Origin of the sequence: Robbsia andropogonis (genome assembly GCF_034047095.1) — a bacterium.
In the GTDB taxonomy this organism is placed as follows: Bacteria; Pseudomonadota; Gammaproteobacteria; order Burkholderiales; family Burkholderiaceae; genus Robbsia; species Robbsia andropogonis.
Genome location: NZ_CP139166.1, coordinates 729,696 through 745,428 on the forward strand (window position 1 = coordinate 729,696; position 15,733 = coordinate 745,428).

General features: G+C 56.3%; 18 protein-coding genes and 1 pseudogene. 11 read left to right on the forward strand and 8 right to left on the reverse strand.

The features are described 5' to 3' along the window. The first annotated feature begins 34 nt into the window (after positions 1 to 34). Positions 35 to 250: an IS3 family transposase gene (locus tag SJQ66_RS08285; protein WP_082103266.1), complete on the forward strand. Its 216-nt coding sequence runs from the start codon at positions 35 to 37 to the stop codon at positions 248 to 250. 13 nt (positions 251 to 263) lie between these two features. Continuing rightward, positions 264 to 551, forward strand: coding sequence for a DDE-type integrase/transposase/recombinase (locus SJQ66_RS29630; protein WP_407691469.1), 288 nt, complete (start codon positions 264 to 266; stop codon positions 549 to 551). A 126-nt stretch (positions 552 to 677) separates the two neighbouring features. Here the strand turns inward: SJQ66_RS29630 and SJQ66_RS08290 are convergent, their stop codons facing one another. Then, positions 678 to 1,970 carry an IS110 family RNA-guided transposase gene (locus SJQ66_RS08290; RefSeq protein ID WP_320533935.1) on the reverse strand — a complete coding sequence of 431 codons (1,293 nt, stop codon included), beginning with the start codon at positions 1,968 to 1,970 and terminating at the stop codon, positions 678 to 680. Between the two features lie 81 nt (positions 1,971 to 2,051). Here SJQ66_RS08290 and SJQ66_RS08295 point away from each other — a divergent pair. Continuing rightward, a pseudogene (locus tag SJQ66_RS08295) lies at positions 2,052 to 2,366 on the forward strand (integrase core domain-containing protein); the annotation flags it as partial. Between the two features lie 24 nt (positions 2,367 to 2,390). On the opposite strand, the gene SJQ66_RS08300 reads toward SJQ66_RS08295, so the two are convergent. Genes SJQ66_RS08300 through SJQ66_RS08310 form a run of 3 tightly spaced genes read right to left on the reverse strand, consistent with a single transcriptional unit; the run spans position 2,391 to position 4,161 of the window. Then, positions 2,391 to 3,200, reverse strand: a complete 810-nt coding sequence (locus SJQ66_RS08300; RefSeq protein WP_024906261.1) for an alpha/beta hydrolase — start codon at positions 3,198 to 3,200, stop codon at positions 2,391 to 2,393. Positions 3,201 to 3,214: 14 nt separating this feature from the next. Then, positions 3,215 to 3,523: a YciI family protein gene (locus SJQ66_RS08305; protein ID WP_320533936.1), complete on the reverse strand. Its 309-nt coding sequence runs from the start codon at positions 3,521 to 3,523 to the stop codon at positions 3,215 to 3,217. Positions 3,524 to 3,525: 2 nt separating this feature from the next. Beyond that, positions 3,526 to 4,161 (reverse strand): FMN-dependent NADH-azoreductase, encoded by a 636-nt coding sequence (locus SJQ66_RS08310; protein WP_320533937.1) that lies wholly within the window; start codon positions 4,159 to 4,161, stop codon positions 3,526 to 3,528. A gap of 174 nt (positions 4,162 to 4,335) precedes the next feature. Between SJQ66_RS08310 and SJQ66_RS08315 the strand changes: the two genes are divergently transcribed. After that, positions 4,336 to 5,307, forward strand: a complete 972-nt coding sequence (locus tag SJQ66_RS08315) for a LysR substrate-binding domain-containing protein (RefSeq protein ID WP_046154445.1) — start codon at positions 4,336 to 4,338, stop codon at positions 5,305 to 5,307. Between the two features lie 91 nt (positions 5,308 to 5,398). Here SJQ66_RS08315 and SJQ66_RS08320 read toward each other — a convergent pair whose 3' ends face one another. Beyond that, on the reverse strand, positions 5,399 to 5,680 hold the full coding sequence (locus SJQ66_RS08320) for a carboxylesterase family protein (protein ID WP_024906162.1): 282 nt from the start codon (positions 5,678 to 5,680) through the stop codon (positions 5,399 to 5,401). 156 nt (positions 5,681 to 5,836) lie between these two features. Between SJQ66_RS08320 and SJQ66_RS08325 the strand changes: the two genes are divergently transcribed. Further along, positions 5,837 to 7,309, forward strand: coding sequence for an ISNCY family transposase (locus tag SJQ66_RS08325; protein WP_320533938.1), 1,473 nt, complete (start codon positions 5,837 to 5,839; stop codon positions 7,307 to 7,309). 183 nt (positions 7,310 to 7,492) lie between these two features. Further along, the gene (locus SJQ66_RS08330; protein WP_320533939.1) at positions 7,493 to 8,497 is read left to right on the forward strand and encodes an IS110 family RNA-guided transposase; all 1,005 of its coding nucleotides are present in this window, start codon (positions 7,493 to 7,495) and stop codon (positions 8,495 to 8,497) included. A gap of 425 nt (positions 8,498 to 8,922) precedes the next feature. On the opposite strand, the gene SJQ66_RS08335 is transcribed toward SJQ66_RS08330, so the two are convergent. Together SJQ66_RS08335 and SJQ66_RS08340 are read right to left on the reverse strand one after the other, a co-directional pair. Next, positions 8,923 to 9,255, reverse strand: coding sequence for a DMT family transporter (locus tag SJQ66_RS08335; RefSeq protein ID WP_024905381.1), 333 nt, complete (start codon positions 9,253 to 9,255; stop codon positions 8,923 to 8,925). A 37-nt stretch (positions 9,256 to 9,292) separates the two neighbouring features. Continuing rightward, on the reverse strand, positions 9,293 to 10,405 hold the full coding sequence (locus tag SJQ66_RS08340) for a type III PLP-dependent enzyme domain-containing protein (protein ID WP_024905382.1): 1,113 nt from the start codon (positions 10,403 to 10,405) through the stop codon (positions 9,293 to 9,295). Positions 10,406 to 11,150: 745 nt separating this feature from the next. On the opposite strand from SJQ66_RS08340, the gene SJQ66_RS08345 reads away from it, so the two are divergent. From SJQ66_RS08345 to SJQ66_RS08365, 5 genes are all read left to right on the forward strand, one after another. Continuing rightward, positions 11,151 to 12,203: a DUF6001 family protein gene (locus SJQ66_RS08345; protein ID WP_253466050.1), complete on the forward strand. Its 1,053-nt coding sequence runs from the start codon at positions 11,151 to 11,153 to the stop codon at positions 12,201 to 12,203. Positions 12,204 to 12,298: 95 nt separating this feature from the next. Continuing rightward, positions 12,299 to 12,781 (forward strand): DUF6031 family protein, encoded by a 483-nt coding sequence (locus tag SJQ66_RS08350; protein ID WP_244141684.1) that lies wholly within the window; start codon positions 12,299 to 12,301, stop codon positions 12,779 to 12,781. Further along, complete coding sequence (locus tag SJQ66_RS08355; protein WP_253466053.1) at positions 12,778 to 14,028, forward strand: aspartate aminotransferase family protein; 1,251 nt, start codon at positions 12,778 to 12,780, stop codon at positions 14,026 to 14,028. Before SJQ66_RS08350 ends, SJQ66_RS08355 begins: the two co-directional genes overlap by 4 nt. A gap of 11 nt (positions 14,029 to 14,039) precedes the next feature. Beyond that, positions 14,040 to 14,507 carry a type II toxin-antitoxin system RatA family toxin gene (locus SJQ66_RS08360; protein ID WP_024905386.1) on the forward strand — a complete coding sequence of 156 codons (468 nt, stop codon included), beginning with the start codon at positions 14,040 to 14,042 and terminating at the stop codon, positions 14,505 to 14,507. Position 14,508: 1 nt separating this feature from the next. After that, a complete protein-coding gene (locus tag SJQ66_RS08365; protein WP_320533940.1) occupies positions 14,509 to 14,772 on the forward strand; it encodes a KR domain-containing protein in 264 nt (87 codons plus the stop codon). A 76-nt stretch (positions 14,773 to 14,848) separates the two neighbouring features. Here the strand turns inward: SJQ66_RS08365 and SJQ66_RS08370 are convergent, their stop codons facing one another. Further along, positions 14,849 to 15,694, reverse strand: a complete 846-nt coding sequence (locus SJQ66_RS08370; RefSeq protein ID WP_320533719.1) for a hypothetical protein — start codon at positions 15,692 to 15,694, stop codon at positions 14,849 to 14,851. Positions 15,695 to 15,733: the final 39 nt, after the last annotated feature.

A 15,733-nucleotide genomic window follows, 5' to 3' on the forward strand; every position in this document is an offset into this window, starting at 1 on the left:
CTTGTTTCTTTATAAGTCGACTCGCGAGAGCGATATGGCTTTGAACGAACGCATGACCGCTATCGCTGCCGTGAAGCGCCGCTACGGCTATGGCCGTATTCACGCGCTTCTGCGACGCGAAGGCTGGGTTGCGAACCATAAGAAAGTATGGCGGCTGTACAGCCTCGCTGGCCTGAGCGTTCACCGACGCAAGCGCAAACGAATTGCGGCTGTCGAGCGGGTGCAAAAAGCCCGTGCCCAGCGGCCCTAACCAGAGCTGGTCGATGGATTTTGTATCGGATGGCCTAGCGTATGGACGGCGCTTGCGAAGCTTGAACGTGGTCGACGATTACACGCGAGAATGTTTGGCGATCGAAGTTGATACGTCGTTGCCGGGCTTGCGGGTACGGCAGGTAATGGAGAGGCTTTGCGAGATGCGTGGCTTGCCGTTATCTATCACTGTGGACAACGTACTAAATGCAATAGGCTCAGACAAAAAAGTTACAGCATCCCCTGGCGGCGAGATTTCGCTCGTCGCACATTTAAAAGAGCGCGTCCTGCAACATTCCTAGCGGTCTTCCGCTCTGTAACGGGCTCGCCCAGCTCACCATAGTAGAAACAAGATTCGAGATGCCCGCACCTCGATCTTCACGTTACTTAAAACAGCATAAGGGCCCAGCGGAAGGTCCAATCATTATCTACGAGGTCACTTGCTGCTGTGCCTCAACGGCCCTGCAGAGAGGGATCGATCCGCTGGGTAAGCTTTGTTCAAAGAACCGCTGATACGGACGGTTCGTTTTAATCATTCCGTGTGCGACTCGCGCCATCTTCGCGCAAACAGCAGTGAGGGCTTTGCGCTTTAAGTCGGCGTTGCCAGGATCGGACTTGATATATCGATCGTATTTATCTTTAAATGAATTCTCACGTAGGCGAACTGCGACAGTGCCTGCCATCCAAAATGCCAAGCGCAGTCTCGCGTTTCCACGTTTGGACAACTGCTCACGACCTCGTGCCGTTCCAGACTGATGCTTGGCCAGATCAAGGCCACAATATTTCAGGAATTGCCGATAATGGCGGAATCGGCGCAAATCACCCGCTTCCGCGAGAATGGTAAGTGCGATGATCGGACCAATACCTGGCAACGTTCGCAAACGTTCGTAGTCGGCATTGTTCAATAATGCCGCTTCGGCACGCTCCTCCAAACTCGTACGCGCTTCGCTGAAGTGCTGAAGTTGCCGAAGTGACAGTCGAAATGTTTCTACGGCTAGGCTGTCTGGGTGATGCGGCAGCGCAGCTGACTGTTGTGACATGTCCCAGATTTCACCTAGTTTTTGGGTCTTCTCGACCTTGCGACCGACAAGGTCCCACGCCGCTTTTACAAACTCTTCTCGCGTCAGCCGTTGCACATGAGCCGGCGTCGGAAATTCCAGCATGAATCGTATCCACCACTCACTGCGGCTGCTGCTCCAGTACTTGTACATCTCCGGAAAGTACAGAGGGACGTGGTGATTGATGATTGAATGCTGAACGCGTGTTCGCAACCTCGATATCTGGAAGTAAGTCTTGGACAGCTCTTGCAGATCATGGTTGCCAGCGATCATCGGGTCAACGTATTGCTGCACGATGCCGTGTTTCAGCATATCCAGAATCACTGAGGCGTCTTTGGGATCATTTTTATCCCATGAGTTGAATTTGGCCTCGCGGTAGCGAGCCTGTGCGACCGAAGACACACTGACAAGATCGACACCGGCCATCAAAAGTCGATGAGCTATTGGGCGGTGGTAATCGCCGGTCGGCTCCAGTGCACCTTTACACCGACCTCCAAGGCTTTGAATGAATTGGATAAGCCGGTCAAAATCCTGAGCGGAGTTTGCCATCTTGAAGCGATGCTTCATACCGGTCGCGGTTTCGATCAACACAGCGTTCCATTGCTTTGCAACATCGATTGCAAGGAAATGCACGTCAGTCGTAGTATTGGAAGTGTCAGCCATCACGGTGTCCTCCTGTGGTCCTCGAGAAACCTAAGGATGCCAGTCACTGGGATTGGCTGACCACCATTCTGCATTTACTACGGGCCCGAATTTGCAGGGAAAGTGCTTGATGCCTGGGCTTATGATGCAGGTGTCACGCTGTCGTTCATTCGACGAAGAAAGCCTGTCGAGAACGCGTATATCGAGAGCTTCAACGGCAAGTTTCGAGACGAATGTCTGAATGAGCATTGGTTCACGTCGATGCGTCATGCCAGGCAAATCATCGAAGCCTGGCGCATCGAGTACAACACCGAGCGGCCACATAGTTCGCTTTGTTATCTAACGCCTGAACAGTTCGCCACCGCGCACTGTCAGAAAGGTTTTTTAACGACGGACTCTACAGCCGTTGGAGACTAATGACGGAGGCAGGTCAGTCCGACTTTACGGGGTCAATTCGACGTTCCGAGCCGCCGTTTCTATCAGATCTGCGACAAATTCTGGATGCGACAGCAATGATAGGTGGCTAGATCGGATAGAACGCACTTGAGCGCCCATCGCGGAGGCCAATGCGCGCTGTACAGCAGTGGGTAATGCGTGATCGTCTTCCGTGACCAAATACCAAGCTGGTTTGTCGTGCCAGGCGGCGTGGCCGATGCGTTCACCAAAAGCGGCAGCAGCTATCGGTTGTTGCACCGCAGTGAGATGAGCCACTTCCTCAGTAGTGAGATCATTGGCCATCACTTGACCGAAGCTTCGGGAATCATCCAGCCAGATAAGGCCATGGGAGTCTGGTGCGAGCCCCTCCATTGGAGCTTGAAGCCGCTTTAGGAGCTGTGCCACGCTTTCACCCGAGTCGGGTGCGAGTGCCGAGAGATAGACCAGTCCCTTTACGTGTGGATCATTGCCTGCTTCGGATATCACCGCACCTCCCCAGGAATGGCCGACCAGCAAAACCTTATGCGGCTGACGCTCAATCACCTTGCGAGTAGCGCTGACGTCTGCTGCCAGCGAACTCAGCGGGTTCTGCACGGCCGTTACTCGATAGCCTCTCTGTTGCAGGAGGGCGATTACCCGCGACCAGCTTGAGCCATCGACGAAAGCACCATGCACCAGCACGATATCGACCCCATGTGCTGCCTCCTGCGGTGAGGTCTGGGCTTGGGCGTGCGCCACGCTCAAAGTGGCAATCCCCATCGCCAGCGCCCGGAGCAGCCGGCCCGCCGTTTTCCAACGCTTGCCTGTAGGCATCATCCTCTCCTTGTTGATCAGATGAACTTGGCTTCGGGTGCCCACTGATACGCAAAATTCAGCGATGCCAGCGCAGGTTTACAGGAGTATGCGGCATAAGCGGCCACCCCATGACGGATAAAGGAATCCTGCGCCATCATGGCATCGAGTTCGGTCCGGTCGGCGCAGGCAGCCAGAACCACGCCACCACCGGCATTGTCCTGCGGCCCGGCTAGGATCACGCGGCCTGCCTTGAGGTTCTCGGCCAACCAGGCCTTGTGGGTGCCGAGGTGCTGGTTGACCTCATCGATGGGACGCAGGTATGTGAGAATGACGGAAAAGATCACGATCAGTTCCCTCCTGCCGGGAACAAGTCAGCCACCAGCGCAGGCACGCCATCGAGCGCATTGCGCATGGAGGTGCTGCGCAGCTCGGCGCCTTTGGTGAGCAACTCGGCCCGCGCGAAGTGTACGCGCTGGATGCCGATGAAGCCGAAGAAGGCTCTCAGATACGATTCCTGGTGATCCATTACCCCGGCTGGCCCGCTGGAATACATGCCGCCGCGGGTAGAGGCGACCAGTACGGTCTTGTCGCCGGAGAGACCCACCGGTCCATTCTCGGTGTAACGGAATGTGCGCCCCGGCTGGGCGATACGGTCTAACCAAGCCTTGAGCTGACTAGGCACGGAGAAGTTGTACATCGGCACGCCCAGCACGATCACTTCGCTGTCCAGCAGTTCGCTGACCAGAGTCTCGGACAGGGCGTGTTCGGCGCGTACGGCGGCGTCGGCGGCGACCGTTCCAGGCTGGCGGAAGCCGGCTGCGATTGCACCGTCGAGGTGGGCGATCGGTGCCGCAGCGAGATCGCGATGGGTTATTTGTGCGTCCGGGAAGCGGCTGTGCAACTGTTCGACCAGCGCGGCGCTGAGCACGCGCGAGGCCGAGGCTTCACCGAGAATGCTGGAATCGAGATGGAGAATCTTCATAGCGGGGTCTTTTATATAATCGGTAACTAAGCTGACAGGTCCTACGATATCGGACTGGCTACCTGCGCACTAGTAAGCGAAACTGCATCACATTGTTCTACGGATGAGACAGTGCGGTCGCGACCCAAACTGTGACCGCTCCTATAATCAGGTTTTCAATTCGCGGACACAGTGATGGAAGACCTTAACGATCTGGGCCTGTTTGCTGCTGTGGTAGTACACGGCAGCTTCTCTGCCGCGGCACGTGCGTTGAATTTGCCTAAATCGCGTATTAGCCGCCGCGTGGCGGAGTTGGAGCAGCGCCTGGGCGTGCGCTTGCTGCAGCGTTCCACCCGTGTGGTGCGTGTCACGGATGTCGGCTCTGCCTTCTTCACCCACTGTGAGGCTATGACCCAAGCCGCACGCGCTGCCGTCGAAGTCACCGAACATGCGGGTGCCCGGCCAGCCGGACGGCTGCGCGTAAGTTCGCCGATGGGCGTATCGCATATCTTTTTGGCACCGTTGCTGGCGCGCTTTCTCACGACTCATCCGGATGTCCGGCTGGAAATGGAACTGAGCAACCGGCGCGTGGATGTGATCGGCGAAGGCTTCGATGTGGCCATGCGAGTCAGGAGCACGCTTGAGGATTCCAACTTGGTAGTACGGACCTTCGGCACTAGCCAGCAGCTTCTCGTCGCAAGTCCTGCTTTCATTGCAGCGCGAGGGCCTTTCCACACACCTGAATCCTTGCAGGGGCGGCGCGGACTGGGGCCTGGAGGTATGCCCGGCGAACCAATGCGCTGGCGTCTGATGGGGCAGGAGAATGCGCTGGCTGAAATCGATTACGTGTCCGCACTGGTCACCGACGACGTGCACCTGATGATGGCTGCTGCCATTGGCGGAGCGGGCTTGGCGCTGTTGCCCTTCAACGTCTGCCGCTCTGCCATCGAACAGGGGGCGCTGGCGGTGGTTTTGCCGGAGTACCGAGCCCCGGCGCACCAGCTGCATGCTGTGTTTCCTTCGCGGCGCGGACTGGTGCCGGCAGTACGCGCTTTCATAGAATTTCTGGCCGTCGAACTGTCAAACACCATGCAGCATGAAAACCAGACCCTGGAGCAACTGCTGGCCCTCAAGAGCGGTCTCAGCGGCATGCCGAAGAGAGCCTAAAGCATGCTTTCCCACAGGCGTCGTTGATCGTGCGCAGGATCTTCGGCAACGCGGCCCCCATCCATCGCCAGCATCATAGTGGAGAGCTGACTCAGCTGGAAGCGGGGCCAGGAGGGCAGAGCCTTATGGAGGGCTTACCATCTCGCATAAAGGTCACCCAGGTCTCGTGAATCATGCGGGCGAAGGCGTCCAGTGCGGGCGTCTCACGATAGAGCATTGAGAGGAAGGGCTCCCGGAAATTCATCCACACCATCGGTAGCTCAGAGGCGTGAACCGCGAACCCTTCAAATGGAGCCTCAGCCGATGCCTGTTCGTAACGATACATATAGCTTTCACCGCCGCTGAGGGCGTGCGCTTCGGCCAGGCGCACCATGGAAATACCGAACTTAATTTAACATAACGTTAATTATCAACCAAACTGGTTGCTAGCGTTTAGTAGTAGTGTCGTACTTGCGATCATTAGAAACGTCGCTCCACGTTGATCTTCGGCGCAAACTAAGCTCCCGCCAATCTGCATTGGGAGCGCGCCATGAGCCATTCTGGATCGATCACCATGAGCATGCGTGAACTGGGACGGATCAAGGTCATTCAGGCAGTTATCGATGGCGTGCTGATGCCATGGCGAGCTGCTGAGCAATTGGAACTCAGCGTGCGCCAGGTCGAGCGTTTGTGCGTGCGATATCGCCTCGAAGGTCCGGCGGGTTTAGTCTCGCGCAAACGTGCTCGTCCGAGCAACCATCAATTGGCTCCTGGCGTGGCGCAGCGCGCTCTTGCGTTGATCGCCAAACGCTATCCTGACTTCGGTCCAACCTTTGCCTGCGAGAAGCTGCGCGAGGCGCACGGCTTTGGCCTGTCGGTGGCGACCGTTCGTCGGATAATGACTGCGGCGGGCTTGTGGATACCGCGCAAACAGCGCCCACCGAAAGTGTATCAGCCGCGCAATCGCCGAGCGTGTTTGGGCGAGCTGATCCAGATCGACGGCTGCGACCATCTGTGGTTCGAGGATCGCGCGCCATCTTGCACATTGCTGGTGTTTATCGACGACGCGACGAGCAAGCTGATGACGCTGCATTTTACCGAGACCGAATCGACGTTCAGCTATTTTGAGGCGTTGCAGAAATATCTGACGGCCCACGGTAAGCCTCAAGCCCTGTATAGCGACAAGTACTCAGTGTTTCGCGTCAACGCCAATAACTATGCAGAAAAGACCTTTGGCAAAGGCATTACGCAGTTCAGTCGGGCCTGCTACGAGCTCAACATCGACACTTGGTGTGCCAATTCGAGCCAAGCCAAGGGCCGGGTTGAGCGCGCCAATCTGACCTTGCAGGACCGGCTAGTCAAGGAGTTACGCCTGCGGGGCCTCAGCACGAAGGAAGCGGCCAACGCTTATGCGCCCTCCTTCATTGCCGATTACAACCGGCGTTTCGCCAAACCGGCCAGAAGCCCGCATGACGCTCATCGTCCCATGCGCGATGACGAGGTCTTGCGTTCAATCTTGACAGTGCGCGTGCTGCGTAAAGTCACCAATACGCTCACAGTGCAGTACGACCGCGTGATGTATCTGTTGAATGATACGTCGTTGAATCGTTCGCTGATTCACACTTACGTCGATGTGCTCGAGTTTCCCGATGGCGAGGTGGAGATCCGCGCGGCCGGATGCTCCCTGCCCTATACACGCTACGATCGGCTCGCGAACGTCGATCAGGGGGCGATCATCGACAACAAGCGGCTGGGGCACGCGTTACGCATTGCGCAAGTGATGCAGGCACAGCGCGACAATCGTCGCATCGGCACCGCCCCGTCGCGAACGCATCGAGGCGAAGCGGTCAATCCAAAACGTACACTACCGGGCCTGAAAAAGCAGCGTGCGATCACGCAAGAGGACCTCAACGAAGCCATTGAGAAGACTGCCAAAGTCTGGCAAAGCCCTGAACAGATTGTGATAAAGCAGACAGCAAAACCCAGAAAAAAAGCAGTCTATAGAAAGGTAAAACCGCACTAAGGCCCGACATTTCTATTAATTTCTAGGTACGACATTTGAATTCAGCCTAGACACTGGTGTAGAAACTTTTTAGATGGAATGGCCGCCTCCCGCCAATCCCAGGTGCCAACCTAACGAATCGACAGCGCCACAGTGCTAGCATGACCTGACCCGCATAAGAAGCCTTTCACTAGGAGATGCAAAATGAACGAGATTATCGCAATCGATTTGGCGAAGCCGGTGTTCCAGTTGCATTTCGTGGAAGGCTCACCGAGCGTCATCCAGCGCAAGGTCTTGAAGCGGCAGCAGATATTGACTTTCTTCTCGAATCGCACACCTTGCCGCGTCGTCATGGAGGCGTGTGGTAGCAGTCACTATTGGGCACGCAAATTACGAGCGTTCGGACACGACGTCCGATTGATCGCCGCACAATTCGTCCGGCCATATGTCAAATCGAATAAAAATGATGCCGCCGATGCAGAGGCGATCTGGGAGGCCGCACAACGACCCGGAATGCGCTTTGTAGCCGTGAAATCTGCCGATCAGCAATCTATTCTGGCGCTGCACCGGATTCGCCAGCAGATGGTGCGAATTCGTGTCATGCAGATAAATCAGCTTCGTGGATTGCTCTACGAGTTTGGATTTATATTTCCGGCAGGTCGCAGTGCATCGATCAAGGCAATCAGAGATCAACTTCCGGAAATGGAAGCTGATGTCCCCAGAATGTTGCTCGATAGCGTCGAGGAACAACTTGGGCGATTAGCATTACTTGACGAACAGGTTGCCCGCATCGAAATGCGAATCACCGAATGGCGACGCAACGACGAAGCGTGTCGCCGCATTTCCGAAATCCCTGGGGTCGGGCTATTGACAGCGACGGCAGCCGTGGCGGTGATTGGCGATGCAAAAACCTTCCGCTCCGGTAGGGAGTTCGCGGCCTATTTGGGACTCGTCCCGCGACAAACCGGAACGGGAGGTAAAGTCCGGCTTGGGGGCATTAGCAAACGTGGGGACGTCTATCTCCGCACGCTGTTGATTCACGGCGCTCGATCCGTGATTGCCTGTGCGAAGCGTCTGCCAGATCAGACCCAAAAGCTTCTGGCGCGACGCCCTACGAATGTCGTGGCTGTCGCACTTGCTAATAAAGCGGCTCGGATTATCTGGGCCCTATTGGCCCATGACCGACGTTACGAGCCAATCGCAGCTTGACCGCATCGCACAATTCTTTTCTTCGTACCTTCTACATAGTTGCAGAGGCGTTATCGATCGATGGCAAGATAGGTTGGACCGCGCAAAGGCAAACCTGGGACATTACATGAGCTTCGAGCTCGTTATTTAGATTAGGACCTTTGCGGCGCATGCCATCGGGGCCACAAGCAAAATGCTTGTTAGAGTCCGGATATAAGTCCGCAACTACCCTCCTCGCCTAGAACGAAATCGCTTTGCAAATGGGAGGCGACCATATAAGTAATATCTGGTTTGAGCCGATTAGAGATGTCTGGTCCTGCTCCGCGGCGCATCATGTTTTTCTGCAAATGTGCGTCGGGAGCCGATGATGGACAGTTCCGCGAGGATCACAATCAGCATGCGTGAACTGGGACGGATCAAGGTCATTCCAATCATATTGGGGCCATTCAGGTTCCGTGAGATGCTGGGAACACATTGACGATAACAATTCCGACGATGATCAGCGCGATTCCACCCAACGCCGCCAAGCTCGGCAACTGCTGATATCGGAACGCGGCTACGGCAGTCACAACGGTAATCCCAAGTCCGGACCACACCGATGAAATCAATGACATCGGCAATCCCTTCTGCGCGCTACCTAAGCACGCGATCGCAAAACCGTACCCGCATACCACTACGAGAAGTGGTCCCAAGCGCGTAAATCCCTGACTTTCTTTTAGCGCGAGGGTAGCCGTCGACTCAGCAATAATGCCCAACAATAACGCGATATATGCAAACATGGATCTTGATCTCCTGACCGGTGTAAAGCCAGGCGAACTATTGGCCGACGTGAACGATATCGTTGGTATAAAACCCGTTGAATGGCGCTCGCAAGGATACGGAATAAGCGCCAGCGGACTGAAACTCAAGCCAATCGCCCTCCTCGATATCGTCCGGCAATCCATAAGGAAACGCAAGGCGATCCATGCTGTCGCATGTGGGGCCAAACACTTGAAATTGTGCCTTGCCGCCAGTGTCATAGATATCACCGTGACGCCAGGTACGCACTGGAAACTGCAGCCACTGCTGCGCAGATAACAATCCACCAAAAATACCTGCGCCACAAAAAATATCCTGCCCGCGCCTAAGCAGTATCCGTGCGAACAAAGACATGCCACCGTAAACCAGTCCTCGCCCCACTTCACATAGGAGATCAAGTGAACGTAGTGCGGACGATGCTTCGATTCTCTGGCTAATGCTCGCGAGTATGTCTGTGGTGTCACTTCGGCTATTCAAATACACACCAGGAAAGCCGCCGCCGATATCCAGACTTCGAATGCGCGACCGGCCCCGAGCAATAATACGCTCGGCGTCCTCGAGTGCTGTAATATATGGCGCATCCTGGATTGCCTGAGATCCCACGTGGAACGACAACCCCACCCCCCAGCGCGTTGACGACTCCACCAGATCAACTAACGCAGAGGCGTCGTCAGTAGTAGCGCCGAACTTTCCCCGCAGGTCGAATACCGCACCTGATTCAGACGGAGCGTAGCGTACGTATAGGGTTATATCGCTATCGGATGAAGGCAAAACATCACGCACCTTGCGTAACTCTGCTTCGCTGTCGACCACAAACGATCGTAGTCCATAGGTACGATAGGCAACATCAATTGCTGCTCGTGACTTGACGGGATTCATCAGATATTGGGTTGCGCCCGGCACGTGATGAGCAACGTCGACGATCTCCCCCATGGACGCTACGTCGAAATGAGAAATGCCGCCGCGCGCCAAAGCGGCGAGCACCTGAGGTATTGGATTGGCCTTGACGGCATACAGCACCGTGCCTGGAAAAGATTCGGCGAAGCGCCTTGCGTTGCTGGTGATCCAAGCGCTATCCAGCGTATAGAACGTATCAGATGCTTCGCTACTGAAATGTCTGTCAAGACTCATCACCGTTTCCCCGTCGTTTTCGAAAGCTTCTGATCAGCAAGCTCCATGCCATTTTTCGTTCCGCGCAAACGATCCAGCAACGCTGGTCTATCCGGTAATACAAGACCCATTATTAGATTCCCAAATTGGTGCAAGCGACATCTGCGTGTCATCCGATTGTGCATGGCAGCACTCATGCGGTGCGACTGAAGCAAAAGATAATGCCTGCTTTGAAAGTCGAACTAGTCAATCATGCAGCACGTATAATTATTCATTCTTAATATATATATTTCGTTACCCGATGTAATTTTCAAGGAATCCGCAATCCTTAATATCCCCTCATTTTCCTTTATCAACATGGCCTTCCAGTGGAAGGCTAGGCGGAAATACTCAAGAAATGAAATCGCTCATACAGTATTCACTACCCAATCACTTTGAGGTTGGCATGGTGTTTGCGAGAAAAGCTCGTCACCAGGAATTCGGCTTCATGACATGCATTTCCCAATGCGCCAACATTCCAGGCCATGTGCAAAACGTGGTCAATGGGTCAGATTGCAATGCCGAGACCGGTGCCGATTTAATGGAGAGATTGAATGCGTCGTGTCTATGTTTTCCCTTGGATCACTGCTTTATTCGATACATATTCATATCAGCATAACTTACGAATACCTTAACGTTAAACTCTGATTTCATCGCATTCCTGTCCACAACGCGCGTTTTTAAACGCACTGGCTTTTGATCATCTGGCTCTTCGATTGATAACACGATGAACTATTCAGCGTTTTACTCGGGCAATGCCAAGGCGTTTCTTGCGGCCCGAAATCTGTCATTCGACGATTTAGACACGGTCGTGCGGCGTCAGTACGATGATGCCGAATTAACGTTAATCACCAGCTCACCCGTGCATGGCGTGGCCAACGCCGCGAGCGATATCGATCTGATCTGCATCACCGATGCGATGCAATCGAGTGATGCGATGGCCTCGCAGGTCTATCACAACGGTCACCATATGGAGGTTGTTGCCTTCGCGAGCGACGAGGTCCTGGCCGCGTGCCATGAACTCACCGTTCAACAAGGAAAATTGCCAATCGACATGCTGCGCGTCTATCGCCAATGGGACAAAAAACAGCGGATCTCGCGCAAGTACCTCGAACGAATCATTGCAGGCGTTGCGACAGACGGCAGTGTGCCGTATCTGGAATGGCAAGGCACGCTCGGCGCCACATGGTCGATTGCGAGTTTTGATGCATTTCGCCAAAGTGCCGGCTTTGCGTTACTTGCACTGCGTTGCAAGGAAACAAGGGCCGCAGCAGGATATGCGACAAACGCGTTGCTGTATCTGATGAACGCGATGTTATCCAAATCGGGCTGGACAGTGTCAAACAAGAAGTGGACATTACTGCGCTGGCATCAGGCAACGGATTCGCTGCGCATCTGGAGCAATGTACGCCTGGTCGACGTGATCGATTCATTATGGGACTCCATCTACCCGTCATGCACGACCGGCCTGACCGAGCAACTGGCAGAGCGATTAGTCGAGCTAGTCGATCTCGCGGAAAGCCATTTCGGCTATGAGGTGGACTATGCGAGATTACGTCCTGCCTTGCGCGCAACGAGCAACGCCCCTTTCTTGCCGGGAAGTGTTTTCACACTCCGATCGGATGGTCGGGCCGCATTGTTACCCACGGCCGATATTTCCGACGCACTTACCACGCATCCGCGTGATCTGCGCGCAACGACGCCCGATGTCGCGCGGCACCTGCTTATAGGGGCACGCGTTGGCGTAATTGGCTTTTCGCTCACCGATTCGACACCTTGAAAAAAATGCAATCATCGATGATCTCGGCACCCAACGCTACCCCGCCATGTCGCTGGTTTCCGCGGCTATCCACCGGACACGTCCATGATGGTGCCATGCATGCCGAAACCCTTGCGTCGGTTTCATGGATGCTGATGACTGAACTGCAGTCGTATATTGAGGATCTCGAAGGCGCCGCGAATTCCCTCGAGGTGGTGAATGTGCTTCGCATCAAGCTCGCTGAACTTCTGGTCGATATCGACTGCCGCTTAGCTGGTGCCGCACCACCTGACGAACTGCATCAGTTTCCATTGTTCGCCGAATATGGTGTGGCGGAGGTCACGACATCAGCGTGCGATAACCCGGCGCGCTGGATAGGCATCGGCCAGCAATCCGGCGAATTGGCACAACACATTGATGCAGCGGCGCTGATCGATCTGTTTAATGGGCTGCTTGCCGCTTTTCCTGGTGAATTGTTCAACCCGCTGCTGCCTGACACCCAAGGCCAAGTCCTGCGTACCTTGCGCAATTGGGACAAATTGTGCCGACTCGCGGGCCGCGACGCTGCCTTCCTCGCTCCGCTGATGAGGTCCTTATGAATACACGTCAAGGCTTCGCCGACACTGACGTCCGCAAGACCTCGTTCACCGAACGTTACGGTGCAATCTTCGGCCGTGAACAAGGCTTGATGCTGCGAATGGCCGGACTCACCGCCGCTGAACGGCTCGCGGATGGCGCCTGGATCACCGACGACGCCGGTCGCCGTTGGCTCGACTTTGGCTCGTTCGGCTTGCATCTTCTCGGCCATCGGCACCCCGTGGTGGTCGCGGCGTTGCGTGGCCAGCTAGACCAACTCGGCCTGTCCAGCCGGATTCTCGCGAACGAACCGGCCATTCGAGCGGCAGAGGAACTGGTAGGCTGCGTCGGTCGAGCGGGAAATGGCGTGCTGTTCGGCAACAGCGGCTCGGAGGTCGTCGAGGCTGCATTGAAACTCGTTAGGATGCAGACCGGGAAACGTAAGATTCTTGCGTTGAAGTTCGCATTCCACGGACGCACTGCGGGCGCACTCGCCATCAGCTACGGCTATCGCGGGCATCAAGCGCTGCAACACGGCGAGGACGTGATTTTCATCGATGCAGGTGATCTCGATGGTGCGCGCGAGGCGTTCGCGCAGGGTGATATCGCCGCCGCGATCGTCGAGCCTATCCAGGGCGAAGGTGGCATCCGCCCAGTGCCTCCGGATTTTCTCGAAGCACTGGCAACGCTCTGCCACCAGCACGACGCGTTCATGATCCATGATGAGATCCAGTCCGGGCTCGGTCGCGCCGGCACCTTGATATGTGGCTCACCTGCCGACATCGTGGTGTTCGGCAAGACCCTTGGCGGCGGACTGTTTCCCGTGGCGGCAGCCCTCTACGACGCCACGAAGTTCGGCGCACCCGCGCGGGATCCTGTCGTTCATGCGTCGTCATACGCAGGAAGCGCCTTGGCTGGGGCGGTTGCACAAGCGGTGCTATCGGTCGTCGGCGAGGCCTCATTTTGTGCGCGTACCACAACGCTCGGCGAATTTGCGCAACACATTCTTCGCGAGCGTTTGTCGGATTGTCCCGCGGTAGCCGAAATTCGCGGACGCGGACTGATGCTCGGCGTGGAGTTCGTGTCGAACCGTCATGTGGGGCAAGCGTTGATCGAAGCTGCGCACCGCAATGTACTGGTCGCGTTCTGTCTAAGCGCCACCAACGTGCTCCGCGTGTATCCAAGCGCCACCATCGATCGTCAGGATCTCGAAGACGGTCTGCACAGGTTCTGCGATGCGGTGCTGGCCGCCTCCCGCCTGACTCATTAACGGAGCAGCTCATGCCTCAAGTGTCTAGCAGCGTATTTCTCGGTAACGTCAAGTGCGCCGACGTATGGCCCATCCTGTCAGACTTCGCCCGCTATCCGGACTTCATGGCCGACGTGCTGGAGGTAAGCGTACCACCGCACGGCAGCGGAGCTATTCACAGCACATGGCGCGTTCTGCTAAACGGCAGCGAACTGACCTGGACCGAACTTGATCGGCTCGTGCCGAACGAACGCATCACGTTCGAGCAGACCGATGGTGACCTGGAAGTCTGGTTTGGTGAATGGGTGCTGGTGGAACGGGAAGACGGCCTGTACGTCGATCTTAACGTGACCTTCGATATCGGCATTCCATCCCTGGCCGACGTACTGCATCCAATTGGAGAGCGGGCGATACGCGCGAACAGCCGCCAGATGTTAGACGGTATCCGCGACCGGATACTCGCCGGGCGAGACGTGCAAGTGTCTATCACGGAGCGCTGAAATGTTAACGCTCATCGTGACGGGCGCCAGTGGCGCGCTTGGCATGCGCTTCGTCCGCGACTGGTTGCGCACCCATGCCGATTGGCGCATCGTTGCGGTGTTCCGTTCGCGGGAGGCGGCTGAGGCTTGCCTGCATGCGCTGCCGGCCGCGATGCACAGCGCCCTGACGACCCTGATCGCGGATCTGAACGATCCCGCGTCGCTGCGTGCGGCGGCCAAGACGCTACCCAAAATCGATCGTGCCGTAGCGGTGCATCTTGGCTAAAAGTGCCCAACGCCCATAAATGGAAAATCCCCCTGTACCTCCTGCCAGACAAGGCTTTCGGGAGGACGTATCGGGTTTACGGGCGCTGAACCTGGGTGCGAAGGTTTTCGATCCGCAGCGCCATGGGCTCAAAGATGGCGCGCATCGTTTCCCGGGAGACTTCCGGGACATCGGCCTGCAGCAACAGGGCAGGCAATTGCGCAAGCAAGGTGGTCCACTGCTGCCAGGTGTGCTCCAGCAGTTCGGCCTTCACCCAGAGATCGCGCTGCGGACGGGCATCGAGAATCGTCTGGAACTCGCGCTCGAGCGTCGCGCCGTCCGAGAGAAGGCGCAGGACGGTGGGCTTGATGGAATCAGGCAGCTCCTGTCCGGACTTTGTCCTGCCGGCATCCTTGAGCCATGCCTGCTCGAAGAGCTCGCCATAGCGGTACAGGCCTGGGTACGTCTGGCACAGCGACACGAGCAGTTCGTTGGAGGTGGTGTTCCAGAGCCGTTGCAGCTCGGGCGTATAGGCAGCCATATGCGCAAGCAGGGCTGCGCCGCGGATGCCGTTTGCTTCAAGTTGACGCACGCGCTGGTCGATCGCGGCGGCGATCCGGTGCTCGTCGGCAAATCTTCGCTCCTTGCCGGGCACCTGAATCTGCCCCGTTGCAATACCTGAGGCAACCGTTTCAACGATTTTCGCATAGCGATAGAAGCCGGCAAACTCACGCGCCAGAAGATTGATGGCGGCGTTTTCCAGCTCCGTCATCAGGCGATGGAAGTCAGGCATATGGTCGACCATTGCCGCCATGATCTCCGCTTCGTCCAGCCCTGCGGCCTGGAAACGTTGCATCTGCGCGTCGATGCGCTCAGCGAGCTCCCGCTGTTGCGGTGTAATCGATGCAGCAGCCTCGTTTGCCCGGCGTTTTGCCTCACCCATGCGATTCTCCGTGATCGGTCCGCCGGACTTCCCGTGGGG